The 24128-nt window shown below is 67.4% G+C and carries 18 protein-coding genes and 2 pseudogenes; 13 read left to right on the forward strand and 7 right to left on the reverse strand.

What is annotated here, in order from left to right:
* The first annotated feature begins 1 nt into the window (after position 1).
* From FB388_RS06160 to FB388_RS06195, 8 genes are all read left to right on the forward strand, one after another.
* Positions 2–1357: a dipeptidase gene (locus FB388_RS06160; protein WP_211361790.1), complete on the forward strand. Its 1356-nt coding sequence runs from the start codon at positions 2–4 to the stop codon at positions 1355–1357.
* Between the two features lie 59 nt (positions 1358–1416).
* Positions 1417–1926: a DUF4177 domain-containing protein gene (locus FB388_RS06165; protein ID WP_142098080.1), complete on the forward strand. Its 510-nt coding sequence runs from the start codon at positions 1417–1419 to the stop codon at positions 1924–1926.
* 323 nt (positions 1927–2249) lie between these two features.
* Complete coding sequence (locus FB388_RS06170; protein WP_142098083.1) at positions 2250–4175, forward strand: primary-amine oxidase; 1926 nt, start codon at positions 2250–2252, stop codon at positions 4173–4175.
* 93 nt (positions 4176–4268) lie between these two features.
* Complete coding sequence (locus FB388_RS06175) at positions 4269–5702, forward strand: APC family permease (protein ID WP_142098086.1); 1434 nt, start codon at positions 4269–4271, stop codon at positions 5700–5702.
* Positions 5699–6271: a DUF3156 family protein gene (locus FB388_RS06180; protein ID WP_142098089.1), complete on the forward strand. Its 573-nt coding sequence runs from the start codon at positions 5699–5701 to the stop codon at positions 6269–6271. The genes FB388_RS06175 and FB388_RS06180 overlap by 4 nt, the downstream gene beginning before the upstream one ends.
* Before the next feature lie 392 nt (positions 6272–6663).
* Entirely contained in the window at positions 6664–6879 is a 216-nt protein-coding gene (locus FB388_RS06185) for a hypothetical protein (protein WP_142098092.1), read from the forward strand.
* 252 nt (positions 6880–7131) lie between these two features.
* Positions 7132–7638 (forward strand): very short patch repair endonuclease, encoded by a 507-nt coding sequence (locus FB388_RS06190; protein WP_246122061.1) that lies wholly within the window; start codon positions 7132–7134, stop codon positions 7636–7638.
* Positions 7639–8110: 472 nt separating this feature from the next.
* Positions 8111–8974 (forward strand): hypothetical protein, encoded by an 864-nt coding sequence (locus FB388_RS06195; RefSeq protein ID WP_142098095.1) that lies wholly within the window; start codon positions 8111–8113, stop codon positions 8972–8974.
* Between the two features lie 350 nt (positions 8975–9324).
* Here FB388_RS06195 and FB388_RS06200 read toward each other — a convergent pair whose 3' ends face one another.
* From FB388_RS06200 to FB388_RS06220, 5 genes are read right to left on the reverse strand one after another with little or no spacing between them, the layout of a single operon-like run.
* Positions 9325–12501 (reverse strand): hypothetical protein, encoded by a 3177-nt coding sequence (locus tag FB388_RS06200; RefSeq protein ID WP_142098098.1) that lies wholly within the window; start codon positions 12499–12501, stop codon positions 9325–9327.
* Complete coding sequence (locus FB388_RS06205; RefSeq protein WP_142098101.1) at positions 12498–13145, reverse strand: hypothetical protein; 648 nt, start codon at positions 13143–13145, stop codon at positions 12498–12500. Before FB388_RS06205 ends, FB388_RS06200 begins: the two co-directional genes overlap by 4 nt.
* Positions 13139–13723: a hypothetical protein gene (locus FB388_RS06210; RefSeq protein WP_142098104.1), complete on the reverse strand. Its 585-nt coding sequence runs from the start codon at positions 13721–13723 to the stop codon at positions 13139–13141. Before FB388_RS06210 ends, FB388_RS06205 begins: the two co-directional genes overlap by 7 nt.
* 59 nt (positions 13724–13782) lie before the next feature.
* Positions 13783–15135 (reverse strand): hypothetical protein, encoded by a 1353-nt coding sequence (locus FB388_RS06215; protein ID WP_142098107.1) that lies wholly within the window; start codon positions 15133–15135, stop codon positions 13783–13785.
* A 12-nt stretch (positions 15136–15147) separates the two neighbouring features.
* The gene (locus FB388_RS06220) at positions 15148–16536 is read right to left on the reverse strand and encodes a Wadjet anti-phage system protein JetD domain-containing protein (protein ID WP_142098110.1); all 1389 of its coding nucleotides are present in this window, start codon (positions 16534–16536) and stop codon (positions 15148–15150) included.
* A gap of 339 nt (positions 16537–16875) precedes the next feature.
* Between FB388_RS06220 and FB388_RS39250 the strand changes: the two genes are divergently transcribed.
* Positions 16876–17073 carry an SAM-dependent methyltransferase gene (locus FB388_RS39250; RefSeq protein ID WP_281290406.1) on the forward strand — a complete coding sequence of 66 codons (198 nt, stop codon included), beginning with the start codon at positions 16876–16878 and terminating at the stop codon, positions 17071–17073.
* A gap of 328 nt (positions 17074–17401) precedes the next feature.
* Here the strand turns inward: FB388_RS39250 and FB388_RS41150 are convergent.
* Both FB388_RS41150 and FB388_RS39255 read right to left on the reverse strand, forming a co-directional pair.
* A pseudogene (locus FB388_RS41150) lies at positions 17402–17551 on the reverse strand (DUF5710 domain-containing protein); the annotation flags it as partial.
* Positions 17552–17658: 107 nt separating this feature from the next.
* Complete coding sequence (locus FB388_RS39255) at positions 17659–17811, reverse strand: hypothetical protein (RefSeq protein ID WP_170225494.1); 153 nt, start codon at positions 17809–17811, stop codon at positions 17659–17661.
* A 1407-nt stretch (positions 17812–19218) separates the two neighbouring features.
* Between FB388_RS39255 and FB388_RS06235 the strand changes: the two genes are divergently transcribed.
* The 4 genes and pseudogenes from FB388_RS06235 (at position 19219) to FB388_RS06245 (ending at position 24053) form a co-directional block, all read left to right on the forward strand.
* Positions 19219–20754, forward strand: coding sequence for an NB-ARC domain-containing protein (locus FB388_RS06235; RefSeq protein ID WP_246122065.1), 1536 nt, complete (start codon positions 19219–19221; stop codon positions 20752–20754).
* Positions 20755–20837: 83 nt separating this feature from the next.
* Complete coding sequence (locus tag FB388_RS06240) at positions 20838–22091, forward strand: IS256 family transposase (RefSeq protein WP_142098121.1); 1254 nt, start codon at positions 20838–20840, stop codon at positions 22089–22091.
* 90 nt (positions 22092–22181) lie between these two features.
* Positions 22182–22646 (forward strand): annotated as a pseudogene (locus FB388_RS41155) (WD40 repeat domain-containing protein); the annotation flags it as partial.
* A 27-nt stretch (positions 22647–22673) separates the two neighbouring features.
* On the forward strand, positions 22674–24053 hold the full coding sequence (locus FB388_RS06245; RefSeq protein ID WP_425468556.1) for a WD40 repeat domain-containing protein: 1380 nt from the start codon (positions 22674–22676) through the stop codon (positions 24051–24053).
* The last annotated feature ends 75 nt before the right edge of the window (positions 24054–24128 follow it).

A 24128-nucleotide genomic window follows, 5' to 3' on the forward strand; every position in this document is an offset into this window, starting at 1 on the left:
GGTGATCGACGTCGAACTGCGCGAACGCATCGCCGCCCTGATGCCGCAGGCCCGTGAAGAGCTGTCCGAGCTCGTCGCCATCCGGTCGGTCGCCGACCCGCGCCAGTTCCCTCCGGAGGAGTGCCTGCACGCCGCGGAGTGGGTGGCCGACCGGTTCGCCTGCGTCGGCTTCGACGACGTACGACTCGTCGAGACGGCGGACGGGAGCAACGCGGTCATCGGGTCGCGAGCATGTGCGAACGCGGACGCCCCGACCGTGCTGCTGTACGCGCACTACGACGTGCAGCCCCCGCTAGACGAAGGGGCATGGCACACGCCGCCGTTCCGACTGACCGAGGTGAACGGCCGCTGGTACGGACGCGGGGCGGCCGACTGCAAGGGCAACATCCTGGTGCACCTGACGGCGCTGCGGGCGCTCGGGGAAGGCGTTCCCGTCAACCTGAAGCTGGTCGTCGAAGGATCCGAGGAGCAGGGCACCGGCGGGCTCGAGTCGTTCGTCCCCGAGCACCCCGACCTCCTCCGCGCCGACACGATCCTCGTCTGCGACACCGGCAACGCGGCGGTTGGCCGGCCCGCCGTCACGGTGAGCCTGCGCGGAATGGTCAACGTCGTCGTGGCAGTGGAGGCGCTCACCTCGGAACTGCACTCCGGTGTCTTCGGTGGCGCCGCACCCGACGCCCTTGCCGCGCTCGTTGCGATGCTGGCGACGCTGCGCGACGAACAGGGCAACACGTCCGTGCAGGGCCTGCCGAACACGCAGGTCTGGCCGGGCGCTGCCTACCCCCCGGAGCAGTTCAGGCACGACGCCGGCCTGCCGGAGGAAGCGATGCTGCTGGGCGACGGCACCGTCGCCGACATGCTCTGGGCGCGTTCGGCACTCACCATCCTCGGGATCGACTGTCCACGCGTCGTCGGGTCGGCTGCCGCCATCGCGCCGCGGGCCCGGGCACGCCTGAACCTGCGCATCCCGCCGGGCGTCACACCCGAGCAGGCAACTGCGGCGCTCGCCCGCCACCTGAAGGAGGTGGCGCCATGGCAGGTCCGGGTGACGGTGGACGTCGAGACGGCCGGCCATCCCTTCCTTGCGGCGACGACCGGGCCCGCCTACCGGGCGATGAGCGACGCGATGGAGGCCGCGTACGGCACACCGATGACCGAGCTCGGACAGGGAGGCTCCATCCCGCTCTGCACCGTGTTCGCGAACACCTACCCCGAAGCGGAGATCGTCCTGATCGGGGTGGAGGAGCCGCTGACCCTGATCCACGCGCCCAACGAGAGCGTCGATCCCGAGGAGATCGCGGACATGGCTCTCACAGAGGCGCTGTTCCTGCAGATCTACTCGGCGGCCTGCGGCTGAGCCTTCGACCACCTGATCGAGGCGAGGCGACTGCCCGGAGGACGAGCCACCTTCGGCGCATGCAACGTTTCGAGTACCAGGTCCTGCAGACGCGCCAGAGCATGATCGGCGGCAAGTTCTCGCCGGACAAGCTGGAGGACGTTCTCAACGACGAAGCCCGGTCTGGTGCGGCAAGCAGGTTGGCGGGCGAGACGCCCATCCGGGACAGCAGCAGTCTCGCCGCAGCGAGCTCGACGTGGTGTGCGGTGGCCGTGTTGGTCTCTTCGGCCGTCATGCGGGCTCACCGCCCATCGGATGGCCGCGATCCACAGGTCGGACTGTGTCTCCTGATCGGATATGTCGTGCGGCGATCATCGCGTCGGGAAGCGCGGGTGGGCACACCAGCAGCTCCTGGCGCATCGGGTCGGCGGCGAGCAGGACCGGTCGCCGACGCGCAGGCCGCACCAGTTGCGCACCCGGGTCGGCAAGGCCAGGTGACCGTGGCCGGTGGTGCGAAACGCCCCTGCCGGGTCGGCACGGACGATCAAGGCGCCGGCCGTCTCGGCTATGTCGAGGCGCAGGGCAGGTGACCAGCCCAGGGCGCGCATCACCGATCGCTCCGCGATCCGGCCGCACCGATCCACGGCTGCGACCACAGTCACCTGACTTGACGCAGGTGTGCGCATTTTCTGTGTCCGAGGGGGAGTTGCGCATTAACCACACGCATCGCCCTTCAATGATCAAGAAGGCGTGTTCCACTGGTCCCCGAACGAAATTGGTCAACTCTTCGCCAACTGCCGAAGGTCGTCGCGTGAACTTACCGTGATCGAGCTGTAGCTGTTCGGAGCTAACGATTGTGTCGCCACTGGTCGTGAATGGTGTGATCGGCGTCTCAGCAGGGAAGGGGAGGGGTGTGACGACCACCCGGCACCGCCTGACCAGCGCGCCAACCGTCCATCCGCTCGAGCCGCTGACGGCGGCGGAGGTCACTCGAGCTGTCGATCTGCTCCGCGGCTCCGGCCATGTGGGTGACGCGTGCCGCTTCGTCTCGATAGTCCTGCGGGAGCCGGAGAAGTCCGCTGTGCTCGCGTTCGACGCCGACGGGACCGCGACCGCACGGGAAGCGGACGCGATCGTGCTCGACACGGCGGACGGGAAGACCTACGAGGCGGTCGTCTCGCTCACCGACGGGGCCGTGTCCCGCTGGGAGCACGTGCCCGGTGTGCAGCCGCAGGTGATGCTGGAGGAGTTCTTCCAGTGCGAGGAGATCGTCAAGAGCGATCCCGGGGTCCATGAGGCGCTACGCAAGCGCGACATCACCGAGTTCGACGGCGTCATGGTGGACCCGTGGTCGGCCGGGCACTACGGCGACGAGGAGCAGGGCCGGCTGCTGCGCGGCCTGATCTGGATGAAGATGGGCGGGCCCGACGACAACGGTTACGCCCACCCGGTCGAGAACCTCGTCGTCTACGTCGACACGCAGGCCAAGCGCGTGGTGAAGATAGAGGACCACGGCGTCGTGCCGGTCCCGCAGCGGCCCGGCAACTACACCCCGGACGCGGTCGCGCCGCGCACCGACCTGCGGCCGATCGAGATCACCCAGCCCCAGGGCACCTCGTTCACCGTGGACGGGCACGAGGTGCGCTGGCAGAAGTGGCGTTTCCGGGTCGGGTTCACCCCGCGCGAAGGGCTCGTTCTGCACACGGTCCGCTACACCGACGGCGACCGCGAGCGCCCCGTCCTCCACCGCGCGTCGCTGTCGGAGATGGTCGTGCCCTACGGCGACCCGGCACCGACGCACCGGCGCAAGAACGCCTTCGACGCAGGCGAGTACAACATCGGCACCCTGGCCAACCCGCTCGAGCTCGGCTGCGACTGCCTCGGTGAGATCCACTACTTCGACGCCGTGTTCGCCGACGCCGACGGAAACCCGCTGACCATCCCGAACGCCGTGTGCCTGCACGAGGAGGACTACGGCCTGCTCTGGAAGCACACCGACTTCCGCACCGAGAAGACCGAGGTCCGCCGGTCGCGGCGGTTGGTGGTCTCGTTCATCGCCACCGTCGGCAACTACGAGTACGGCTTCTTCTGGTACCTCTACCAGGACGGCACGATCCAGTTCGAGGTCAAGCTCACCGGCATCATGTCGACCGGTGCTGTCCCGCCGGGCACCCGGCCGACGCACGGCCAGCTCCTCAACGCCGACGGCCTCTACGCCCCGATCCACCAGCACTGGTTCAACATGCGGCTGGACTTCGACGTCGACGGCACCGCCAACTCGGTCTACGAGGTCGACACGATGACCGACCCGCCGGGCCCGGACAACCCGCTGGGCAACGCCTTCCGCACCGTCGACACGCTGCTGGAGACCGAGCGCGGCGCGCAGCGGAGCGTGAGTCCGGACCGAGCCCGGTACTGGAAGATCGTCAGCCCGGACGCGCGCAACGCCGTCGGCGAGCCCACCGCTTACGCGCTCAAGCCGCACGGCAACGTCGTGCCGTTCGTGCGGCCGGAGGCGAGCGTGCTCAACCGTGCCGGGTTCATGGCCCACCACCTGTGGGTCACGCCGTACGAGGAGCAGGAGCGGCACGCTGCGGGCGACTACCCGAACCAGCACCAGGGCGGCGACGGGCTGCCCCGCTGGACCGCCGCGGACCGTCGGGTGGCCGACACCGACGTGGTGGTCTGGTACTCGTTCGGCGAGCACCACGCCGCGCGCCTCGAGGACTGGCCGGTGATGCCCGTGCAGTACGCCGGGTTCTCGCTGCAGCCGACCGGGTTCTTCGACCAGAGCCCCGCGCTGGACGTGCCGCGCTCCGTGAACGGGCACTGCGGCTGAGGAGTCGGGGGAGGCCTCGATGAGCGAGCTTGCGAGCGAATCAATGTCACAGCGCCCGCGCGAAGCGCCGGCCGAGCGCAGCGAGGCCGAGCGATGAGCGAGCGAGTGGTGGGCCCGCAGGACAGCGGGCTGGAGAAGACGCTGGGCACCTGGTCGATCTTCGTCGCCGGGGTGGGCCTCGTCGTGGCGGCCAGCACGCTGGTCAGCGACTTCGTCGGCTACTTCACGATCGGGCTGGCGTTCCTGGTCGCTCTCGTGATCGGCTTCCTGATCAACCTCTTCCTCGGCCTGTCCTGCGCGGAGCTGTCCACGACGTACCCGAAGGCCGGGGCGCTCTACGAGTACGGGGCGCGAGCGGTCCCGTGGCGAGGCGCCTCCGTCGTCGCCGGGCTCTTCCTGGCCTTCGCGTTCTACGGGATGTTCGGCATCGTGGGAGCGCTGGAGATCGCCGCGGGGTCGTTCGGCCTCCAGGCGCTCTTCGGCGCCACCGGCGCGCTCGCCCCGTGGATCATCGCGATGACGGTCCTCGCCACGCTGCCCAACCTCGTGCACGTGCGGACGATGGCGATCATCGAGGCCGTCGTCCTCGTCGGCATGCTCGCCATCCGCTGGTTCTTCGGCGTCGCTGGATGGGCAGGCTTCTCGAACACCGGTGCGTGGTCGGCCGGCAACTGGGTGGGCGAGATCGGCGTCTTCGAGTGGTCCGCGGTCGCCGGTGCCCTGGCCCTGGCCTACTGGAGCTTCGTCGGAATCGAGTTCGTCGCGCCGCTGGCGGAGGAGACCCGCAACCCCCGGCGCAACCTCCCGGCCGGGATCGTCCTCGGGCTGCTGGCCATCCTCGCCACCTCGGCGTTCATGGGAACCGGCGTCGGTGGGACCCGTCCCCTCGCCGAATGGGAGGAGTCGGCCATGGGGCCGGCCGGCTGTGACGGGAGCTGTCCGCAGCTGGTGGTGGGGGAGGCGATGTTCGGTGGCTGGGGACATGGCCTCATGGCGCTCGCCACCGCGGCCGCGACGTACACGTCCATGGTGATCGTGCTCGCAGCGATGCCGCGGATCCTCTACGGGATCGCCCGTGACGGCAACTTCTTCGGTGCCCGGCTGTCGCGGGTGTTCGCCTACCTGCACCCCCGCTTCCGGACGCCCTGGGTCGCCGTCTTCGTCACCGCGGTCGCGTACAGCGTCGTCGCGATCTTCTTCAACGACGTCGTCACCCTCATCTACGCCGGCTCGTACGCCTGGGTGATCATCTACATCCTCTGGCACCTCCTCGTCGTCGTCTCCCGGTTCACCGACCCGGACGTCGCCCGGCCCTTCCGGCTCCCTCTCGCGGTGCCGATCATCGGTGCGCTGGGCACCGTGTTCGCGCTCTACTTCGCGTTCCAGGGCGCGCACAGCACGTACGGCCTGCCGGCGCTCGCGATCTTCGCCGGGGCCATGGTCGCTGCGCTCGTGTCGTACGCGCTGGCGCGGGCGAGACAGCCGGTCCGGGCCTCGGACGAGCAGGGGGACGTGACGAAGCGATGAGGTCGGAGCGCCTGGCGCCGCTGTCGCTCCGGCATCGCGCGTCGCTGCTCTACGAGGGACGCCGCAGCGCCGTCCTCGAAGAACCCGTCGACGCCATGCGCCGGGCCGGGCTCCACCCCGTCACCGACCCCCGGTCCCGACACGCCAGGAGCCGGATCGGGGACGACATCGCCGTCGAGGTCGGTTTCGCCAGCTCCTTCCGTGTCTTCGGCGCCCTCATCGACACCCTGTGGACCGGGAAGCGCGAGGGCATCCGGCTGCCCCCGGCCGTCATCGGCTACCGATTCGGACGGAGCGGCCGTTTCGTGGCGAAGACCAGGAGCGAGCGGGCCGGCGTCGTCGCGGAGGCGCTCAACGCCGACCCCGACCTCCGGCCGCTCCTCGCGCGGGCCGAGTTGAAGGACCTGCACCTGGCGCAAGGCCCGCAAGGGCGATCGGTGCAGCTGCAGCCTCTGGCCGGGACGATCACAGCGCTGTACTTCCCACCGCTCCCGCCGTACACCGTGCTCATCCGGCCCGACGAGGCGGACGCCCAGCTGGTGCTCCTCACCCGCTTGCTGACGGCGTGAGTGGCCCGGCGACGTGGGACCGCCTCGCTGCCAGGCGCGCGATTTCTCGGCGGCGCCGTCGAGCAGGCGCTCTCGCACTCTCGACCGGGAAGAAGACATACCGGCGGATCGCGGCACGGGCTCCTGAGCGGCTGACCGTCGGATGACTGCACCGGCGCGGTCTCGGACAGATGTGGATTGCGGTGTTGGCTGCGGTTCCGTATGTCGGCAACGAGAACTGTCGCGCGGGTGGCTCAGGGCGACGAGCGCAACCCGTTCCGAGATCGGGTGTCTCCCCTTGTGGAACGTCGGGAGACGGCCGTTCCTGCGGGGACATGGTTGACGTTCCCGTTCCGACGAATGACCCGATTGTCTTCGACGCGCCGTTCCGCCCGGGGATGTACGAGGTCGGGGTGAGCCTGGCGGCCGCCGATCCGGGCGGACCGCCGGTCGTCCGCGAGTCGAACAAGCTGCTCCTGCGGATCGAACCGAGCCGCAACATCAAGTACCTGCTGCGCAGCGAGCAGGGACGCTGTATCGAGGAGACGCCGGGCGCAGGGAGCGACGAGATCTGGTGGGACGCGTTCGTCGGCCAGCTCGTCCCGCACCAGCGCTCCATGCAGCGATAACCCCGGTTCGGCGACGGACCAGGCGGACGACGAGGACAACGGCCCTGCTGGAGACCCACAACGGTGAGGTTCGAGGCTGCAGGTCGTCGACGTGGCCCGAAACTCGGGGAGGTGAGCTCCCAGGGTGTCGGTGCGTCCCGAGACGCTGATGCCGTGTACCAGCATCTCGACCCCGGCCCGGTCCCACCGGCATCGTCCCCGGCGACTTCACGGGTGATGCGCCGAACCAGGAGATCCGGCACGCGGCCGGAGATGGCGCTGCGGCGTGCTTTGCACCGGCGCGGCTTGCGGTTCGTCGTCGATCGGCCCGTGCCGGGTGGGAACCGGCGTCGGCGCGTCGACATCCTGTTGCGCGGCGCGCGGGTCGCCGTGTTCGTCGACGGTTGCTTCTGGCACTCCTGCCCCGACCACAGCCATCTCCCCAAGACCAACACCAGCTGGTGGCGTCTGAAGTTTCGTGGCATCGCCCGTCGCGATCGCGACACCGACACGCAGCTCGCCACAGCGGGCTGGCCCGCCGTCAGGGTTTGGGAACACGAGGACCCGGTCGAAGCGGCCCAGGGTATAGAGCAACTCGTGCGCGACCAACGGCCGAGAAGCAGCTGCGCCGGACTTGTGTGCGCTCGGACGGGCGTGTCCCAGCGGTACGTCAACCGCCACGCCTGTGACCAGGTCATACACGGCAACGGTCGAATGGCCGCCATGAAACCTGCTCGTCAGGTGCATGATCTTGTGTCCGAGGGGGGAGTTGCGCACTAACCACACGCGTCCTGCTCAGCTAAGACCAACACCGAGCGGGCGGGGCCGTTGCCTCCGCCGGGTTCGGCCTGCCAGCGCCGGCGTTAGTCGACTGGGCAGTGCGCAGGGTGGCGAACTGCGGCAGGGACGGTCTTGGAGCGGTCGGCTCGCTCGTTTCAACCACGCAGCGCCCCTCGAGGCCGCCGCTGACGCATGTCGGGCAGGATGCCCTCACACCCACACACATCGATGCGCGCCCCAGGTCGCTTAGCCTACTCGTGCCTGTGTGGGCGCCTTGGGAAGGAGGGACGTCGGCGCTACAGCCGATGCTGCCAGAATGGCGTCAATCTACTACCGCATTGTGGGCTTTCCTGCACCATTGCCGAATGGGCTCACCGGTCCATATGGTGGTTATCATCGAGTATCCCCGGCGCGACTTGTGTGGGCTGCCTCCACAATCGGTACAACCCCTTTCGGGCCGCGTCCCCATCGCATGCCAGTCCTGGAGTTGCAATGGCGCGCGGCGATGATGTGCGCATCAATCGAGCAGGACGCTAAGGGGCACTTCCGCTCAGAAGGATATGCTCGGCTCGATCCATCGGAGAAAGGTGCGCTGAGCTTCTTTCTTGGCCAGGCCCAGGCAAAAGTGTTCGCTCATGACTTCTTTCGAGTTTCTCGATTCGTCCACTACGACACGTATCTGACCTATTGTGGTCGGCCGCGCCGGAAAACCCGGCCGGACTTCATCGGGTTCTACGGGCGGCAGGTTGCTATCGGGGTTGAGGCCAAGGGTAGGTCTCGCGGCTTCGCGCCCACCCTGGTTGCGGCAGCCAAGCGGCAGGCTCGCAGTCTGCCCGTGATAGCTGGCCATCCAGCGTCTGCGACGTACGTGCATGTTGCTTACTTCGACCGCGATGAGTGGTGCGCCTACCTGGAGGATCCGCCGTCGGCGCGTCAAGGGCAGCTCGTGGATCCGGCGGCGCTGACTCTTGCGTACTACCTGCCGATCGTCGACGCGATAAGGGCGCGTCAGACCGAACTGGTGTCTCTCGTAGGCGACGACGTCATGTATCTGCGAGCCTACTTCGCGGAGACGGACATCTACGTTGCGGTGCGCGGTGATATCGCAGCGCGGGTGTCGTCTAACAGATCGGTTACTGCAGGCGGCGACAGCGCGATGCTCGGAAAGGCGACTGCTGGCCCGCTATACGAGCTTGCACTTTCGCTGGACGCCGAGTCGGCGGACCTGCGGTCACGGCCGGAGGAGGAGAGCGCAACCTTCTTCCTCGGGGGTGATGGCGTGGCGGTCGAGCTCGGCTCCAGTTGGGCTGACTGGGCGGAAGCCGGCAGGCGCTGATGCCTCGATGATCAACGGGCGGGTGCGGCTTGAGCGAGCGCCGGTCGCGTGGACGACGCGGATGACGTCGCCGCGAGGGGCGGCGTCGGGAACCGCTCGCCGGTATGGGACGCGGAGCCGGGCGCCCGCTGGCCCGCTCGTCACGCTCCAAAGCGCCAGCACAAAGGGGCGATCGGCGGCAGTTGAGGGTGTCGCCCGAACCTCAACCGCCGGTCCAGTGCGATGCTTGAACCGCCCCTGGTTCGGTAGAGACTCCTTGTTTGGGGTCAGGCGAGCAGACTGACCAGGTCGCCCAACTCGTACAGCATGGGCGGAATGAGATTGCCTGAGTATACGAGCTTCGTTGACCGTTACGGGATCGGGCGGCCGCGGAGGATCGCGGAAGCGGTGAGTTCGACCCGTTCCCCGTTCTCGTCGAAACCGAACATGCGGGTGGGCAGGTTCAGCGCCTCGACCTTCGACGGGTAGCAGAAGTACAGGATCTCGTTGCAGAAGGACGCAGCGTCGGGCATGACGGCGTCCTGGCACGTGCCGAGTACCGTGATGCCTTTCTCCCTGGCGACCCGCGCAACCGCAGACAGCACGTCGCGGCGGTGCTCCTCGCCGAGCGAGTCGCCGAGTTCGTCGAGGATCAGGACCCGGCCGCGGGGGTGCGGGCTTGCAAGCAACGCGGCGAGCACCAGGTGGATGCTGAAGAGCTTCTCCTGCGCGGAATTGGTGGCGTTGTCGTACGGCAACATGCGGCCGCCGGGGGAGCGGCGCCACATGGGCACGACCGACCAGATCCACGGGTCGTCCGGCCCGACCGGCCGTTCGACCATGTACTGCAACTTGGCACCGTAGCCGTCAGGGGCCGACTGGTTGAGGTCGTCCAATGCCGCGCTGATTGCGTCGAGGTTCGCCTCGACTCGGCGTTCGAGGTTGTCCTGGACATTGGTGACGGTCGCCTCCAATCCGGCCAAGGTGGACATCGCGTAGTTCATCTCTCGCTCCCGCAGGGCGCGCGCGGCATTGATCTGTTCGGTTGCGATCCCGTCCCGCTCCTCGAACGGGGTGAGCCAGTCCCGCAAGGCGCTCGCTACTCCTGCGTAGCCTGTGTCACGGCCCGATGCCCCGCTCCGGACCAGGGTCTCCTTGCGCCGCACCGCTTCTGAGATGGCTGGAACAGGTGCTCCCGCTCCGGTATCGCGATCCACTTTCAGCAGCGTGAGGATTTCGACGAGGATCTCGTTGGCCTTCATGCTCAGCGTGTCCTGCTTGCGCCGTTCCGCCGGGGCGGCTGGGTCTCTTGGGCCTGGCGGGCGGCACACATTGTTTGAGTTATCGTAGTCGAGTGGCCCGTCCGACCAGTTGAGCAGGGTGCGGGCGGTGATGTCGTCGCCGCCGAACTCGGTTCGCCAGTATTGCAGACCCGATGAGTCGAGGGACCGTTGCGTCTTTTTCTGGTCGATGTCCAGGTCGGCGAGGCGGACGTCGCACTCCTTCCTGGCGATGGTCGCTTGAGCGAGGGTGTTCTCGGCGTTCTTCAGGTTCGTCTGTGCATTGGTATGTGCGTCCAGACTCGTTGATCTTAAATTGAATCGTTCGTCCAACAGACGGCGTACAGGGGGCAGCTGGTCCGTCTCGATGGCGCGAATCTTGGTGACCAGGTCACGATGCTCGGCGGCGGCACGGGCGGCGGCGAGGTCGCGCTCGGCATCGCGTTCCGTCCTCTCGGCGATGTCGGCGGCGACATGTCGTTGCGTCTGGGTCTTCTGCGCTGTGGTAAGGCGTTCGCGAAGCGACGCGATGATGTGCCTGCGCCCTGCGGTCGGATGGGGGAACCCGGCGACGACGGTGACGCCGAGCACGGGATCGAATGCTCCGCGAATCTCGGCGGAATCCACGGGCAGCATTCGCGTAGCGAGTTCGCCCAGGAACGTGAGCGCTTGACCGGGTGCGTTCAGCACGCCGGCGGGCAGCGGACCTGAAGCCGCCGGCGAACCTGCGACCAGGATGGCGCCCGGCACCCTTGAGAGGACTTGGAGTGCTTGACGGGCTTGCTCTTCGGCGACGCAGACCGCTGCGCGCCACGGGTGTAGCCGTGGTTCCCACTCATCTCGGTGGTCGTCGGCGATCTCGACGGCGTCCATCAAGCCGGTGGCTTCCAGGCCGTGCTCAGCGAGTACAGAAAGCGCATGAGCGGCAGCTCCCGAGGCGCCGCGTTCGGCCCGATCGAGGTCCTCGGTCAGCGCGTCGATCTTCTCGTCCGCTTGCCGGGCCTCGGACATGGCGATCGCCCGTGCTTCGCGCCGGCGCGTGAGCCGAGCTTCGGCTTCGCTGATGGTCATCCGGACATCGCGAGCGCCCTGAGCCTCCAACAGCCTCATACGCTCGTGGAGTGCGTTGACCTCTGCGATCAGCATGCTCTCTGCGAGCTGCGCCTCCCGATGCTTGTCGTCAGCGATTCTGAACGCCCGCTCGGCTGCGTCCGCCTCGGTTTTGAGTGTGCCAAAATCGCTGAGTCGTTTCTCCGTCTCCTCGAGCCCAAGCAGGCGTTCGCGCTCACGATCTTGCTCCGCCTTGATTCCCTCGAGCACAGCGGTCAGCCAGTCGGTGTGGGCGACGGTGTCCAGCAGGCCGCGGGCGAGGTGTTTGCGCCACAGGTGGTTTCCGTCCGCGAGCTTGGCCCGGATGGTCGCCCGTGTGCGCACGGCTTGGAGCGTCTTCTCCTCCTCATCCCATGCCCGCTCACCGCCACGTCTCTTGTCATTCACTTCCGCGACCTTGTCTGCTAGCTTGCGGCGCTGCTCCTTCTCCAGCTCCAGTGCTTCGGCGCGGCCGGTCAGCCGGATCAGTGCGGCGCCGATGTTCTCCGGGGTGAACGCACCGGTGTCCATCTTCAGCAGGGACGGCCCGCTGCGCTGCTTTCCCCTGGAGGCGACGTACGCCAGGCAACGGGGACTGCGGCCGTACAGCTTGTCCACGTACGAGCCCGCGCCGAACTCGGTTGTGGGCAGCGACTTCCAGACTTCGGGGGCTTTGCGGTGGCGGTCAGCGTCGGTGTCCGCTTCGGCGAGGTGCACGCCCGCCTGGTGGCGGACCCTCAGGTACTTCGGGTTCGACGAGATCCGCAGCCACACCGTGTGCGCTGAACGCGCCACGTCGTCGGGGTCGGCGAAGACGCCGACGATGAATCCCTCCTGCGGGGCAGAACAATGCGTTGCTGTCACCCCCGCGGTGTCCGGTTCGAACAGCAGTTGGGCGACCGTGGCGACGCCTCCGCCCGTCATTCGCCACTCGGGATCGCCGAGCAGCAGGGACACCGCGGCGTTGAAGCTCGTCTTGCCCGATTCGTTCGAGTCCCTCGGGCCGCGTCCGGTCACCGCTACGAACGAGGATGCTGTGATCGCGATCGGACTGCTTGTGTGCCGGGCGATGTTGAACAACTGGACCGCCACGAGCTGGCGTTCGCCGATGATGCCGAGGACGCCGTCGTGATCCGGGCTGGGTTGCCCGGACGTGTCGAACAGAGTCGCGCCGGTCATGGCTGATCCTTTGTGGACAATTTGCGTTGCGCGCTGTTCGCACGGCGCTCGCGCAACACACGGGCATAGGCGGTGTCGGGGGCCGCGAGGATAACCAGGTCCTCCCAGAGTGCGGTGGTTCGCTGCGGGGTTAGCCGGTGCAGCGCGGGGCCTGGAGTGATCCCGTTTCGAGGGCTTCTCTTGATCAGCGCGGCCGTCTGCAACCGTTGTAAAGACTCCTTGATCGCCTTCTTGGACAGGCTCTTATTCAGCGCGAGCTCTTCGATCGTGGTCGAACGCGCTCCCTTGACATCGGCCCACGTGGTGCCGGTCGCGGCTCCTTGAGCGCGGGGTATCGCGACGCACCGCAATAACACCAGCGCCAGCACCGCTCGGTCCTGAGCATCGATGGTGCCGATGTTCTGCTCGACCAGGGCGTCGGCTACCTCGTCGTCGTGTCCGCTCGTCCAGCAGTCTCCGACCCGGTTGAGCACCCGACCGCACTGCTGCAGCCGGTATGCCACCGCGGCCCGTAAGGCCGGGTCGGCCAATGCCGGCAGCGCGGCTTCGGGGATGACGCCCTCGGCGATCTCCAACGCGCAGCAGGCGTCGTGAACGAGTCCTTCGTCCTCATCGGACAGATGTTGCCGGGCACTTTTCACCACTCCCAGTCCTCCTCGGGTGTAACGGCCGGTGGAGTGATGAACGGCAGCTCGCCGTCGTCCTCTTCCGATGGCCGGCGGCCGGATGCGGACAGTCCGTCCGGCCGGGGAAGCTGGTGGTGGAACCGCCTCATGGCGTCGATGAAGGCCGGCGGGATCGCCGCTGCCGCAGGGCCCAACCGCACCGTCCCTCGGGACACCTCCACAAGTAGGGCGGGGATCAGCTCGTGCTTCAGAGCACCGTTGACCCAGGAGGCCGCCAGGCCCAGTTCCGCGGCGACGTCGATCACGAGCGAGGTCGTGAACGGCTCACCCGGAAAGGGGTCCGCGGTCCGATCGGGCCAGGCGAGCCCGAGACAGCACGCCCAGGTCAGGCGTGTTGTGGGCGAGAGTCTCCGGACCGGGTATGCGTTGCTGTCCTCCGGTGATGGTGTCGCGTGCGGTGACCATCCCAGCGTGACGATGCCATAAGCGCGTCTCGCGGTGCTGTCCGATGGCGACGCGCACCGCAGGAGCATGCGGCCCGCGCTCTTCGCCCGGCGGCGCATCGCTTCCAGCTCGGCCTGCGTGATGTCGTTCACCGGTAATGCACCCGTGGCACGGACAGCCGCGAGCAACACTGCAGGATCGCGCGGAGACCTCACCTGGCCGCCTCCTGTTCGTCGTCCGACCACGACGCCTCCTCCGCGGCGAGCAGGCCCTGTTCCTGAGGTCGCTTGAGGAACACCGGGTGCATGTAGGTGACCGCGCCCTCGCGGTCGACGAGAAGCATCTGCCCGAGCTCGACGCTGAACGGCTGGTCCGGATCAGCGGAGACGGCCAGCAGCTCCATGAGCTGTTCACCTGCCTGGGGCCAGCCGAGTGCGCGCAGCGTGAGCGTGAGTTCGACGGCCTGCGCGCCTTGCAGGTAGTCCTCCATCTGACGCGCACGCTCGTACGCCTTGCGTTCGTACCGAGTCCGCATCGCGCCGATTGGATCGTCCTCGGCTTTCACGGTGGGGGCGGGCGGCCGACCGGAAACGCGCACCCGTGGCCGGTACTCTTCGATCGCGTCCAGCAGTGCGCCGGGGTCGATCCACGGCTGCGGTGGATCGACAACGAGGCTCGCACCCACACCGGCGAGCTCGTCGAGCGTGCAATCCTGAGCCGCGGTGCGGTACTGCTCGGCAGGCAGCACGCTGAAGTCGAGGGTGGCGCCGCCCTGGTCGAGCACGCGGCTGACGGCTGCGATCACCTGTTCCCGGTAGCGCAGCTCGGCCTCGACCAGTCGAAAGGCGAGGTCGCCCAGCTCGTGGTCACCCGGAAACCGGTCGCTCACGAGCTTGTTCATGGAGTGCACGTCCTGCTGGACCCGAGCCGCGTCGTGGTTACGGTGCTCCTCGATGAGCACGGCGATCGAGGCTGTGTCGACCAGTCGGGCGAGCTTGGCCGCGTACACGCTCAGCAGCTGGCGGCACCTCTTCAGATAGCGCACGAGGTCAACCCGATCGATATCTCCGCGTTCGAGCATCCAGCGCGTGCGGTCGAGGAGCAGCAACATCTCGTCGACGCCGCCCCGTGTGCCGAGACGCTCGAACACGAGCAGGCCCGCGAGGCCGGACGGGTCGAGGACGTAGCGCTGCTGATGCTTCTTCGCGAGAAAAGGGCTGATTAGCTCCATCCTGATGAACAGCTCGAACCTCGACTCGAAGAAGGCCTCGTCGTAGTGCCCGTATTTGGCCAATGCCTGCTCGGCCTCGGCCTTGGTCAGCCCTGTCAGCCCGGCGTGGTCGGCGAACACCTCGGAGAGGTCGCGCGCCAGCTGGAGAGCGCGGGGGTCGTCGGTGACGGCTGACGCGTCATTGGCGATGGACGCGACGAAGGACCGCAAGCGTTTGAGAACTATCGCGTCAGAAGGCGACTCGCGGTCGGATCCCGTAGGGTCTGGAGATGGTATGACGAACAGCGAGCCCTGGTCACCGCAGCTCTGCTCGGGATCCGCCGGCGTATTCATCCAGGCCTCCGCTCAGAGCGACTCGAGAAGGTCCAGCAGATGGGGAAGAACGCGCTCATGTAGCAGCTGTTGCTCGACCGCTTTCCCGGTTTCCTTGATGTAGCGGGCCATCTCGACCAGCTCGCCGCTGAGCCTGGGCTCGATCTTCGCCGCAAGCAGCTTATCCGCGCGCTCCGCTTTCGCCTGCAGTTCCGGATTAGCTCGTTGCCGCGCCGGGCCTGTCATGAGCAGGTCGAGGGTCATCGCGACCGGTAGCACTGGCTGGTGGATCGTCTTGCCGAGCATGGTGAAGATCTCGAGACCGGTGGCGTCGAGGTCCATCCAGGCCGCCACCCTCCCGACGCCCAGGGAGTTGATGAGATCGGCTGTGTTCACGACGGCTTTTCCCTTACCCCACACGCAGAGCCAGGACTCCGTGATATCGGGCATCGCGCTGACCACTTGGAAGGTCTCCGCGTTCTCCATCACGAGCACACCGGTCGCCGAGCACTTGATCTCACCGAGGAGCCGCATGCCGTCCTTAGGTAGCCCGATCCACGGGCGCGCCCGTGACGCGTCCGCGATCGCGCAGCCATGCTGCCACACGAGCGGCCCGCGCAGCCGGATCTCCACATCGGACCTGTCCACAGCGAGAGGAAAGTCCTCGCCCACGAGCTGGCTGAACACCAGGATGCGGGCGCCCGACCACTCGATATGCGTGTCGCCCCACGCATGGCCCGCCAGTTCGGCCGCACCGGGCACGCGGTCCATGCGGGTCCACGTGCACGCCGCTCGTAGCGCGGCCTCGTACGTGGCCCAGCTCTTCGCCGTGGTCGCGGTTCTGTCCGGCACCACGAAACCGGTGCCCGGAGGAACGCCCTCGAGTGCCTCGCGTTCGATGGACAGCCGAGGCTGTGTCAGCCCCGCCAGGAGCGCGATCATTTCGGACCGCACCACGTCCGGGTCCCGGCGCGGACGCAGCTCGGCGAGGGCATCAGGAGCTTGCTCCTGCCACGCATTGGAAAGCCGCCATTCTCTGGGCTGGCCCAGCTTCATCCGATCTTCGTCGACGTCGCACCGCAGCACTATGCCGCCGGCGCGAATCAGCTTATCTGTGACAACCTCGGCACGATGGCCGAACCTGCTGACCACAGTGGACCATTTGCGCCTTGGTCGATCGAGCACCCAGGCGAGGTCGGTTGTGGACATTCCGTCTGGTGGCGCGAAGAGCGATGTTCTGGCGGTGGTGTGCAGGTCTGCCTGCGATATACGAGTACGGCGCTTGGTGTCCCGCGGGACGCGGTCTTCGCCTTGCCTGCGCACGGGAACGGTGACCGCGCCCAGCCCGTCTGGTATGCCGTTCAGCGCCAGAGGAGTTCTGCCCGCCATCCCGCCGAGCAGAGGGAGGTAGTTCTCGTACATCGGCTTCCCTCTGGAATGTGACGGTTGACTGAGACATTTCTGATAATCAGATGATGAGGTCGAGAATAATAACAGAGAGCGATCTCGATGACTCGGATCTGAACTTCGCAACCCACAGCCCCTTAGCTGACCAGCAGCGAATCGCACGTGCGCAGGTAGTCGAAGTGCGGTGCGGCCTGCGCGAAGACGCCATCGGGTCGATGCTCATGCTGCCCAACCGCATCCGGGGATCGTGTCCGTCGAGCCATCAACCGAGGCCCAGCTGCGGCGGCGTTCACGTGCGGCCGGCGGACTCCGGGAACTTGCCAAGCTGGAGCGCACCCGGACCGAGCCGACTCGATCCTCGACGCGGCGAAACACACGTTGCACTTCGACCAGCCGGTGAGGCTGATGCTCCTGGGCGTGGTCAACCACATCATGGACGACGCCGAGGCCTACACCAGCGTGGCGCGGCTGGTCTCCGAGCTGGCCCCCGGCAGCATGATGGCGCTGAACCATTCCACCGCGGAGATTCACGGGAACCGATGCTGCGGGTGATGCGGGAGACGACCCAACGGGGAAGCATCCCGATCCGGGCTCGCGACGGCGGCGAGATCGCCCGGTGCTTCGACGGAATGGAGGCTGCTGGAGCCCGGGCGGTCTCGTGCTCACGGTGGTGGCCTGACGCCGTCGAGGTGGGCGAGACCCGGAGGTCTATCTCTTCAGAGGATCGGCCGCCGCAGCCGTTCCCAGTCCAGCTCCGGGACGCAGCTGCGCACGTTAACCAACGCGAGGACGGCACCAGATCGGCGAACAGCCCAGCACCGAACGCGCGGTCCTCACCAGGCAGTGGGTCCGGCACGTCCGGCCGTGTGACCCATCGCTGCAGCTCGGGCATCGCGCCCCCGGGGTCGTACCAGCATCTCACATGCGGATCCCATCGTGCCCCGAGAGTCTTCGCCTCGTCCTTCTCGGAATAGGGCATGTCGAGATACACCCGGCTGCCGTCCAAGCAGCCCGACTGCTGTCCTACCATCGGTGCCCCCGCCAACCCCGACGTTCGTGTGCGGTTCCAAGGGTCGCATGCAGCCCCGACACTCGTGATCCGGCGGACCAAGCACCCCAAGGCCGTTCGCTACCCGGCTAGAACGGCGGGTAGCCGCCTTGCTCATCGATCTCTCGCAGGGTGCGGGCGAGGTTCGCGGCGGCACCGGCCTCCACGTCCGGCGGCAGGAACGCACCCAGCACGTTGTAGGTGAGGGTGTGGTCATGCTGGCGAGAAGCCGCGCTCGTCATGGGGGACCGTCGGCGAGGAGTGCGTCGAGCGTTGCCGGTGGGTAGAGAGTAACCGCGAGGCGGCTGGTTGGCCGGCGAGGAGCATCCGGTCGCCGGGCCGGAGACGGAGCCGGTGCCGGACCGTTGCCGGGAGCCGGAGATGGCCTGGTGCCGTGACCTCGCCTGGCGGGTGACGACGCTGACGGCACCCGCGAATTGTGGATGGACGTGCCGGGGATCCATCTGAGGGCGCGGAGGACCGACCGGTCGGTTATGCGGCCGCGGTCGTCCATCGCGGCCATCCCATACACGGCGGCGTCGGGCCGCCGGAGTGCCGGCATCGCTGCCAGGGGCAGGGTCGGCGCGGCGACGGCGGGCGAGGCCGCGTCGCCGGAACCGACTTCGGGACGAACAGCGGGGTGATGGCCGCCGCAGTCGCCGGAGCCACCGCAACGTGGCATGTGGCGGCCGTTCGAGGTGTCGTAGTGCCTTCAAGCACCGGTACGTCAGATATGGCAGGGATGCCACGAAAGTGTGTCCGAGGGGGGGAGTTGCGCACTAACCACACGCCTCGTCCTGCCCTGAGCTGGGCTGAGCACGGACATCACCATTCGGGCGAGCTGCCGAATCCGACCCGGCGGGCAGCGCCGCCAAGCGGTCGCCCGGTGAATATCGGCGCCTGCGCGGTTGCTGCGGACGCCAGTGGAGCAAATCTGGAGACGACATGCCGGGGAATGGGGTCACGGTCTGTTCTGTTCCAGGGCTCCAGGATGATGCGCGCCGGTCCGGGTCTTACCCGCGCTGGGCGCTCCCCGTCGCGGCTACCGCTGGGCGTGCTGGTCACGGCCCGAACGAGGTTCGCTGTCCGTTCTTCGAGCATCGCGAGGCGCTGCCTGCCAACGTGCGGGCGGGTCGTCTGCGACGTCCGGCGACGTGGAGATCGTCCGGCGCCGGCTCGAGCGCCTCCGCCATCGTGGGCATGCGCGTTACGTTCATAGCTGCACTCGCGAGATAGCGGGTATAGCAGGCGCACCGTTGTGGCTGGAGTGATCCGCGTCCATGTCGACGGACCGAGGCCGGTGGTGGCCGAACCTGGTGGTTGTCATCGGTGTGACGCTGCTGCTGGCTGGAGTTGCTCGGCTGGTGCTGGTGTGGGTCCTGCACGGGGCGGGCCCTGCTGACGCTGAGGCTTCTGTCCTTGGTTCGATCCTCGCGGTGCTGGGTGCGTTGGTAGCTCTGATCGGATGGGCGAGACGCCATCGACAAGGGGCGGCCGGGGTGACAGTGACTGAGCCTCCAGCGCAGGCAGTCGCAAGTGGGACCGTCCCGATCTCGATCCCGCCATTGCGGGGTGATGAGGTGATACGCCCGGAGCTCCTGAGGCGTTTGGTCGAGGCGGTGCTGTCCCCCGATGCTCTTGTGGTGGGGATGACCACAGGCTTGGTCGGGGCCGGCGGATTCGGAAAGACAACCCTAGCGCGGCTTGTGGCGCACGATCCTAGCGTGCGACAGCACTTCACCGGCGGAGTCGTGTGGGTGACGGTTGGTCAGGACAGCGCTGGCCCAGACCTGGCCGGGTTGATCACGTCGACCGCGCGACTATTTGATCGAGGCGTCCCAGATCTGACCGATCCGCTTGCCGCCGGTACTGAGCTGGGTCGAGTGCTTGACGGGCGGCGGACGCTGGTCGTGATCGACGACGTGTGGTCGACCGGCCAGGTGGAGCCGTTCCTACTCGGTGGCGATCAGGTTGTGCGGCTGATCACTACCCGGCAGCGGGACGTGCTGCCGGCGTCGGTCGTCGCGGTGAACGTGGATCGCATGACTACTGAGGAGGCGCGGCAACTGCTCAACGCAGACCTGCTATCGCTCCCACAGGGCCTGGTCGATGAGGTCCTGGCTGTCTGTGGCCGATGGCCGGTGCTGCTGTCGCTCGTTCATGGAACGGTCCGTGAAGCTGTGGCGGCGGGCGGCGATCCGGTAGCTGAGTTGCAACATGTTCTAACTGCCCTGCAGACCGATGGCGTCACGGTGACTGCTCTGGATGTCACCGATGCGGCAGCGCGGGGCCGCGCCGTGGCGCGGACAATCGAGCTGGGGCTGGCGCGCTTGAGTCCGGCCGAGAGGGACCGCTATCTCGAACTTGCGGTGTTCGGCGAGGATGTCGTGATCCCTGGTGACGTGCTGGCGCAGCTGTGGGCCCATACTGGTGGGTGGTCATTATTTCAAACGCGGGTGTTTTGTCGGCGCCTGGCGTCACTGGCGCTCGTGGCTGATTACCGCGATCACCCGAGCCGCATGCAACTGCACGATGTGATGCGTAGCTATCTGCGAGAGCAGACACGGGCACGGCGGGCCAAGCTGGATCAAGCTATTGTCGGGGCGCATCGTGGTATTGTGCCGCGCCGGGCAGGGCGTAGCGCCTGGGCGGAACTCGACTCGAATCATGACTACCTGTGGTCTTGGTTGCCCTCCCATCTTTGGGGCGGCGGACTGTACGATGAACTGGGCGCACTGCTCGATGATCCCGGCTGGCTATTGGGAAAGCTCGAGAATGTCGGCCCGGCGGGGTTAGAGGCGGATCTGCTCCTTTCGACCGACCCCGCACATCAAGCGTTAGCTACTGTAGTCCGACAGAACGCCAACGTTCTCGCCCCGCTTGACCCGCCCGGATCTCTAGCTGCAACCTTTGTGTCGCGCATTCCGCCGAACAATGCTCCCACCATGCGCATCCGCGAACTGCTGCACACCGCGATCACTGGCCCCCACCTGGCCACGATCAACACTCCTCCGGACCTGCCACATCCGGCTCTCACCCGCGTCCTGCTCTGCCGCTGCACCTGGGTGAACGCGCTGGCTGTCGAGCCCGGCGGGAGGTGGCTGGCCTCCGGAGGTGATGACGGCCGGGTGCGAGTTTGGGATGGCTGCGTCCTCAGAGGTGGTGTACGAGTCCCTCGCTGGTGAGCGGCGTGGCGTCGTGATGTGAGACGGCCACCGCGTGATCTTGATGAGTACCGACCAAGGAACTCACCGAGAGGATCACCACGATGGCCGCACCGCACCATATCGAGGTCACCGAACTGTTGGAGCAGCAGCTGCAGGGCGCGTCGCCGGATCTACTCCGGCAGATGATCGCCTCGCTGGCGAACGCGATGATGTCCGCCCAGGCCGACCAGGCCTGCGGCGCCGACTACGGCGAACGCAGCCAGGAGCGGGTCAACCGGCGCAACGGGTATCGGGCCCGGGAATGGGACACCCGCGCCGGCACCGTCGAGCTCGCCGTGCCGAAGCTGCGCGAGGGCTCCTACTTCCCCGACTGGCTGCTGACCCACCGCCGCCGCGCCGAGCAGGCCCTGGTCACCGTCGTGGCCACCGCCTACCTACTCGGCGTCTCCACCCGCCGAGTCGAGCGCCTCGCCGAGCAGCTCGGCGTCAAGTCGCTGTCCCGATCGCAGGTGTCGGAGATGGCCACCCACCTCGACGCCCAGGTCACCGCGTTCCGGCAGCGCCCCCTCGATCACGGGCCCTACACGTTCGTCTGGGTCGACGCTCTCGTGGTGAAGGTCCGCGAGGACGGCCGCGTGGTCAACGTGCACGCGCTCGTGGCGACCGGGGTGAACGCCGATGGCCATCGGGAGATCCTCGGCCTGGACGTCGCCAGCGCCGAAGACGGCGCCGGCTGGCTGGCGTTCCTGCGCGGACTGGTCGCCCGCGGCCTGTCCGGGGTGCAGCTGGTCATCTCCGACGCCCACCCCGGCCTGGTCGCGGCGATCGGCTCCGCGTTGCCCGGCGCGGCCTGGCAGCGGTGTCGCACCCACTACCTGCGCAACCTGCTCACCCGCGTCCCGAAGAGCGCGCAGCCGCACGTGGCCACCCAGGTGCGCACCATCTTCGACCAGGCCGACACCGACGCCGTGCACGCCCAGTACGACCGCGTCATCGACGCCCTCGAGCCCCGCTTCCGCGACGCGGCCCAACACCTCGAAGCGGCCCGCGCCGAGCTACTGGCCTTCACCAGCTATCCACGCGAGATCTGGCGCCAGATCTGGTCCAACAACCCGCAAGAGCGGCTGAACAAGGAGATCCGCCGCCGCACCGACGTGGTCGGGATCTTCCCCGGCCGCGACGCCCTGATCCGCCTGGTCGGCGCCGTCCTGGCCGAGCAGAGCGACGAATGGACCGAAGGCCGCCGCTACATGGGCCTGGAACTGCTGGCCAAGTCCCGCATCCGCATCATCACCACCGAACCCAACCCGGCCACCAGCGAGCCACCGGTGACAACCGAGGCGCTCACCGCATAACCTTCACCAAGATCACGCGGGGGCGATCTTGTACACCACCTCCGCGGACGTGGCCTTTGGGATCCACACACCGGAGGCAACCTTCATACGCTCGATGCTCACTCCGGCCGAGTGATGGCACTAATTGCAGCACCAAACGGGCGGTGGCTCGCCTCCGGAGGTGAGGACGGCAGGGTGCGGGTCTGGGATCCGACCACCGGCACCTGCCTCCATACCTTCGAAGGACATCGGGGCCGCGTGAATGCGGTAGTCGCAGCACCCAACAGCGCATGGCTTGCGTCCGCGGGTCATGACGGCACGGTGCGAATCTGGGATCCAGCAACCGGGACTCCTCTCGGCACCCTCGCTGGCCATACCGGCCAGGTCCTCGCGCTGGCCGTCGACCCCGGCGGTGCGTGGCTCGCCTCCGCCGGCGCAGACGGCACGGTGCGAGTCTCAAGTCCGGCCACCGCGACCGACATCCATCTTTTAACAGGCCATACCGGGCGCGTGAGAGTCCTTGCCGTCGCGCCCAACGGAGCGTGGCTGGCCTCCTCGGGAGATGACGGCGCCGTGCAGATGTGGGATCCATCCGCTGGCGGCATGCTCGGGAGGCTCGCTGACCACTCGGGCACGGTGATGGCCTTAGCCGTCGCGGCCAACGGAACATGGCTTGCCTCCGCGGGCGACGACGGCACAGTGCGGATCTGTGACCTGACAACGCACTCTGCCCTGCACAACCTCGCCGGCCACGCCGACCCCGTAGAAGCGCTCGTAGCGGCCCCGGACGGCACATGGCTCGCCTCAGCCGCCTGGAACGGCGACGTGCGAATCTGGGACCCCGCCACCGGCGAACCCATCCAGACGCTAACCGCTAACATCACTGCAACAATTGCGTTGGTCGTCGATCCAGACGGCACCTGGCTCGCGTCCGCGGGCCATGACGACACCGTCCAGATTTGGAACCCCGCCGCCGATACATTCCGCCGCACCACAATCGGCCACACGAACCGTGTGGAGGCGCTCGCCGTTAGCCCGGGTGGGTCGTCGCTTGCTTCCGGCGGCGCAGACGGCACGGTGCGAGTCTGGGATGCGACGACCGGAGATGGCCTGCGGCCAATCGCCGGTCATACGGGGCGCGTGTTAGCGGTGGTTGTTGCGCCCGATGGATCGTGGATTGCCTCCGGCGGAGCGGACGGCACCGTGCAAATCTCGAATCCGACAGCCGCTCGAAGCCACTGGGTCGGCGCCGGTCACAAGGGCCGCGTGCTGGCGTTGGCTGTTGGGCCGGATGGAGCTTGGCTTGCTTCGGCGGGTGAAGACGGCACCGTGCGGGTGTGGGATCCAATGTCGGACTTGGAGCCGCGTGTCCTCCGAGGTCATACCGGATCGGTGCTGGCGTTGGCTGTTGGGCCGGATGGAGCTTGGCTTGCTTCGGCGGGTGAAGACGGCACCGTGCGGGTGCGGGACCCAATGTCGGACTTGGAGCCGCGTGTCCTCCGAGGTCATACCGGATCGGTGCTGGCGTTGGCTGTTGGGCCGGATGGAGCTTGGCTTGCTTCGGCGGGTGAAGACGGCACCGTGCGGGTGCGGGACCCAATGTCGGGTTTGCAGCTGCATGTCCTCGAGGGACACACCGCTGCGGTGGACGCGTTGGCAGTTGACATGGGTGGCCAGTGGCTGGCCTCCGCGGGGGAGGACGGCAGAGTCTGCATCTGGGATCTGATGACCGAGCCAGCCCTTCTTCTTCTCCTCGGTCATAATGGCCGGGTGAGGGCATTAGCCGCCCTGGCCGAAGGAACATTGCTCGCTTCGGTGGGTGACGACGGTACGGTGCGCATCTGGGACCCACGGGCCGGGACGGCTGTGGCATCACTACGCGTTAGTTGTCCTCTTGGGCACGTAGCCAACATTGCGACGCTCCGACTTGCCGCAGCTGGCAATCGCGGTCCATACATTCTCGAGATGACCGACATCGCTTGAAACTGAATACTACCGGAAGACCTACAGGACGCAGATTCTGCGCTGGGGCGCCCCGGTGCCCGCGGCGGCAATACC

Origin of the sequence: Pseudonocardia cypriaca (genome assembly GCF_006717045.1) — a bacterium.
Taxonomy (GTDB): domain Bacteria; phylum Actinomycetota; class Actinomycetes; order Mycobacteriales; family Pseudonocardiaceae; genus Pseudonocardia; species Pseudonocardia cypriaca.

Excerpts from the sequence above, each read along its gene's own strand:
- FB388_RS06165 (WP_142098080.1), top strand. The coding sequence starts at position 1,417 with ATGCAACGTTTCGAGTACCAGGTCCTGCAGACGCGCCAGAGCATGATC.
- FB388_RS06175 (WP_142098086.1), top strand. The coding sequence starts at position 4,269 with ATGAGCGAGCGAGTGGTGGGCCCGCAGGACAGCGGGCTGGAGAAGACG.
- FB388_RS06180 (WP_142098089.1), top strand. The coding sequence starts at position 5,699 with ATGAGGTCGGAGCGCCTGGCGCCGCTGTCGCTCCGGCATCGCGCGTCG.
- FB388_RS06190 (WP_246122061.1), top strand. The coding sequence starts at position 7,132 with ATGGCGCTGCGGCGTGCTTTGCACCGGCGCGGCTTGCGGTTCGTCGTC.
- FB388_RS06195 (WP_142098095.1), top strand. The coding sequence starts at position 8,111 with ATGCCAGTCCTGGAGTTGCAATGGCGCGCGGCGATGATGTGCGCATCA.
- FB388_RS06200 (WP_142098098.1), bottom strand. The coding sequence starts at position 12,501 with ATGACCGGCGCGACTCTGTTCGACACGTCCGGGCAACCCAGCCCGGAT.
- FB388_RS06215 (WP_142098107.1), bottom strand. The coding sequence starts at position 15,135 with ATGAATACGCCGGCGGATCCCGAGCAGAGCTGCGGTGACCAGGGCTCG.
- FB388_RS06220 (WP_142098110.1), bottom strand. The coding sequence starts at position 16,536 with ATGTACGAGAACTACCTCCCTCTGCTCGGCGGGATGGCGGGCAGAACT.
- FB388_RS39255 (WP_170225494.1), bottom strand. The coding sequence starts at position 17,811 with ATGACGAGCGCGGCTTCTCGCCAGCATGACCACACCCTCACCTACAAC.
- FB388_RS06235 (WP_246122065.1), top strand. The coding sequence starts at position 19,219 with ATGACCACAGGCTTGGTCGGGGCCGGCGGATTCGGAAAGACAACCCTA.
- FB388_RS06240 (WP_142098121.1), top strand. The coding sequence starts at position 20,838 with ATGGCCGCACCGCACCATATCGAGGTCACCGAACTGTTGGAGCAGCAG.
- FB388_RS06245 (WP_425468556.1), top strand. The coding sequence starts at position 22,674 with ATGCTCGGGAGGCTCGCTGACCACTCGGGCACGGTGATGGCCTTAGCC.